Source organism: Protofrankia sp. CiP1_Cm_nod4 (assembly GCF_982290645.1).
The window spans coordinates 1-3,838 of sequence record NZ_CEVIVC010000216.1 but is presented as its reverse complement, the minus strand read 5'-3'; the positions used below and the strand labels follow the sequence as shown (position 1 = coordinate 3,838).

3 protein-coding genes are annotated in these 3,838 nt (G+C 73.9%); 1 reads left to right on the top strand and 2 read right to left on the bottom strand.

Annotated elements, in window-relative coordinates; genetic code table 11:
• Together AC5LSR_RS23000 and AC5LSR_RS22995 are read right to left on the bottom strand one after the other, a co-directional pair.
• Positions 1-325 (bottom strand): hypothetical protein (locus AC5LSR_RS23000; protein ID WP_493469007.1); only part of this gene is annotated, 325 nt, incomplete at its 3' end.
• 39 nt (positions 326-364) lie between these two features.
• Positions 365-1,435 (bottom strand): glycosyltransferase family 2 protein, encoded by a 1,071-nt coding sequence (locus AC5LSR_RS22995; RefSeq protein ID WP_250283788.1) that lies wholly within the window; start codon positions 1,433-1,435, stop codon positions 365-367.
• Positions 1,436-1,909: 474 nt separating this feature from the next.
• Between AC5LSR_RS22995 and AC5LSR_RS22990 the strand changes: the two genes are divergently transcribed.
• Entirely contained in the window at positions 1,910-3,628 is a 1,719-nt protein-coding gene (locus AC5LSR_RS22990; RefSeq protein WP_250283813.1) for a rhamnosyltransferase WsaF family glycosyltransferase, read from the top strand.
• Positions 3,629-3,838: the final 210 nt, after the last annotated feature.

The window sequence follows — 3,838 nt, the reverse complement described above, 5'->3', positions numbered from 1 at the left end:
CTACGCCGTCTTTGCCGGCCGTGCTGCCGGCGCCGTCGGTACCGCCCGTGCCGCCCGTCGTGGGGCCGGTGCCGGTCGCGACACCGCCCGCCGGGGCACTGGGGAACGGGATTCTCCGCAGCCGCAGGGTGGTCTGATCGACCTCGGAGCCGGAGCCGGAGCCGGAGCCGCTGTCACCCGTCGGGGGGCTGCGGAACGGGATTCTCTGCAGCCGTACGGTGGTCCGCTCGACGGGCGGATCCCCGGTCGGGGGGGCGCCGTCCATCCAGATGAAGTCATCCGTCCCGGTGGTCGCGCGACCGGGACGGGTGGCGTCGGAGGTCATGACGCGTGGCTGTGGGCCGTGCCGGTGCGTGCCATGCGATCACACGCCGTTCCAGCGCCATCGCCGCCAGCGGATCTTGTCCTCGATCGTGCGGTAGGTGGTGAGCGCGGTGACGGCGGAGCGGTGCTCGCCGGCCCGCCGGGCCACCGGGATCGCCCGCCACGCGGCCAGCGCCGGAGCGTCCGGCCAGAGCTCCCGGGCGAAACGCAGGTAGGAGTCGACGAGGTCGCCGTCGTGCTCCGCCCGGCCCTCCGAGCAGATCCGGCGGACCTGGCCGAGCGCCTCGTTCGCCAGCGTGCGCCGGACCGTCGTGAGCAGGCCGTCGGCGTCCGGGATGCCCGCGGCGCGCCCGGTGAGGACGACCTGGAACGCGTCCCAGCGAGCTCGCAGGTCGGTGAGGTGCCCGGCATACACGGTGCGTTGCATACTGGCCGCGTGCACGCGGTAGTAGGCCTGGTCGGTGCCGTTCACCCGGCCGACGTCGGCCACCGAGGCCGCCCGCAGCCACATTTCCAGGTCACCCGAATGCGGGAGATCGGGCCGGTAGCCGCCGATCTCGCGCTGTACCGAGGTCCGCAGCACCACCTCGGGGTTGAAGATGCAGTTGATGCCCGCCCGGCAACGTAACCGGATCCATTCCGGCCCGTCCCAGATTGTCCAGTTCCGGACGCGGGTGCGCGGTGGTTTCGGTGGCCTGCCCTCGTAGAGATGGGTGGGGTGGCCGTAGGCCATGCCGACGGAGGGGTTCGCCTCCAGCAGGGCGGTGGCCCTGGCCAGCGAGCCGGGCAGCAGCAGGTCGTCCGCGGAGAGCAGGACCACGTAGTCGCCGGTCGCCTCGGCCAGGCCGTCGTTGTAGGTGGCGATGTGACCGCGGTTGGCCGGATGCCGGATGACGCGGACCCGGCCGTCGGCGGCCGCCAGCGCCGCCGCGACGGTCGCGCTGGCATCGGTCGAGGCGTCGTCGACGATGATGACCTCCGGGTCGACACCCTCCTGCGTCAGCACCGTCTCGACGCACTCCGCGAGATAACGCGCGTAGTTGTAACACGGCACCACGACGGAGACCGTCGGGCGTCGGCTCAGCGTCCCGGCCGGAACACGCCTGCTCATCTACCGTTACCCCCCGTTGGTGCCGACGCGGCGCGCGCCCGGTCCTGCCCCGAAGACGTTGATGATCGTATTCTCGACGCCGAAGACCGTGATCAAATCATGCTCCCGGCTCGCGCCCCACCCTCTGCCGGCGGGATCCCCGCCGTGCCCGGGCTCCCGCCGGAACGGCTTCCGGGCCCTGGTCACGGAAAACAGCGACCGCGCTTCCCGATGATCGCACTGCTGGTGAGCCCCCCGGCGGCATGGGCATGACAACAAACCGGACATGCCTCGAACCCGGACGAACTTTAGCAGCTTCCGGCGACGGCCATGCCCTGCCGGATCCATGTTCTGTCGGGCCGGGCACGGATTGGCGTCCGCTCGGGCCCGTCGGGGCGATTCGCGGAATCAGCGGATTCGCCGGACCCTGGTGCGCGGCCGCCCGTGCGGGCAGGCCATCATCTACGGGGGGACGGGCACGGCAGGGGGGAAGCCATGAACGATTCGGCCGGGAACCGGCATACAACGCGTGACCAGATCACGCGCCGGGCGGGGCAGATCGCCCGGATCGTGCGCGAGGACGGCACCCGTGGGCTCGCCGGGCGTGTGCTGCGGGCGGCGTCCCGGCGGCTGGACGATCCGTCGGGCGCGTTGCCGGTCCGCGCGCGGGAGGTGTTACGGGCCGGCCCACTGACGCCGATGCCGGCCGGGGCGCCGGGGGCGCCATCGCCGGTGGGAGCGCCCGAGCTGGAAACGCCCGAGCTGGAAACGCCGGAGCTGGGAGCGCCGGGGGCGCCGACGCCGGTGGGAGCGCCGCACGCGGCGGTGCCGGTAGCGGCGGCGGAGGCGGCCGGCCCGTTTTCAGCGGGGCAGGCCGTGCCGGCGGACGCGTCCGGGGCACCCGCGGGGGGCACCCGCCCGACGGTGCCCGCCGCCGCGCGCGACGACGCCCCGCTGGTCGTCAACTGGGTGATGACCCCGCCGCCGCCGGGCTCCGGCGGGCACACCACCCTGCTGCGGCTGGTCGAGCACCTGGAGCGCCGCGGCCACACCTGCCGGCTGTACTTCTACGATCGCTACGCCGGCGACATACGCGCCCACACCGAGGTCTTCCGCGGCTACTGGCCGCGGATCCGCGCGGAGGTCGCCGACGCGACCGGCCCGATGCTGCCGTGCGACGCCGTCTTCGCGACCTCGTGGCAGTCGGCCTACGTCGTGGCCGATCCGCGGACCCCGGGCCGCCGGTTCTACTGCGTCCAGGACTTCGAGCCGCTGTTCTACCCGGCGGGCACCGAGAGCCTGCTGGCCGAGAACACGTTCCGTTTCGGCTTCCACGGCATCACCGCCGGCCGCTGGCTGGCGGCGAAGCTGACCGCCGAGTACGGGATGCCGTGCGACCACTTCGAGTTCGGCGCGGACACGGACGTGTACCGGGTGGACACGTCCGCGCGGCGGCCGGCCCGGGACGGGGTGGTCTTCTACGCCAAGCCGAGCACACCGCGGCGTGCCTACCCCCTCGGCCTGCTGGCGCTGGAGGAGTTCCACCGGCGCCACCCGGACGTGCCGATCCACCTCTTCGGCGAGAACGTGACAGCCCTGCCCTTCCCGGCGCACCGGCACGGCGTCATCACACCGGCCGAGCTGAACGCTCTGTACAACAGGTGCGTGGCTGGGCTGTGTCTGTCGGTGACGAATGTCTCGCTCATCCCGTTCGAGCTGTTGGCCGCCGGCTGCGTCCCGGTCGTCAACGACGCCCGGCACAACCGGCTGGTACTGGACAACCCGTACGTGTGTTACGCCCAGCCCACGCCCGGTGAGCTGGCCGCCGCCCTGTCCGAGGTGGTTGGCATGGCCTCGGCCGGGCAGCGGGAGGAGCGGGCGCGGGCCGCCGCGGCCGGCGTGGCCGACCTGCCGTGGGACGCCGCGGGCACGGCCATCGAACGGGTGCTGCTGCGGGAGCTGCGCGGTGTCCCGGCACAGCGGGCGTCCGGGCCCACCGAGTCCGCCGAACCCACCGGGCCCACGGAGCCCGCCGAGCCCACGGAGCCGGCCGAGCCCACGGAGCCCGCCGAACCCACGGGCTCCGTCGGCTCCGGTGGGCCCGCCGGAGCCGTGCGGTCCACCGGATCCGCCGGCCCGGCGCTGGTCGGCGTCCCTGGCGAGGTGTCCCGTGAGGTCCATCGGGGCGCACCTGCTGAGGCCGGCGTCGAGTAGCCCGCGGCCGTCCGGCCCCGGTGGCGGCCGGCCGTCCCGGCCGGTCCACGGCCGGGTGACCTGGCCGACGGCTCCCGCGCCAGCCGGTTCCTCGTGCCGGCCGGCTGTCCGCTCGTCCGTGCCAGCCCGTCTGTGCCAGCCCGTCCATGCCGGCCGGTCTTCCGTGTCGGCCACCCGCGCCCGCCGGCCGGATCCCGACGCGACCGGCCC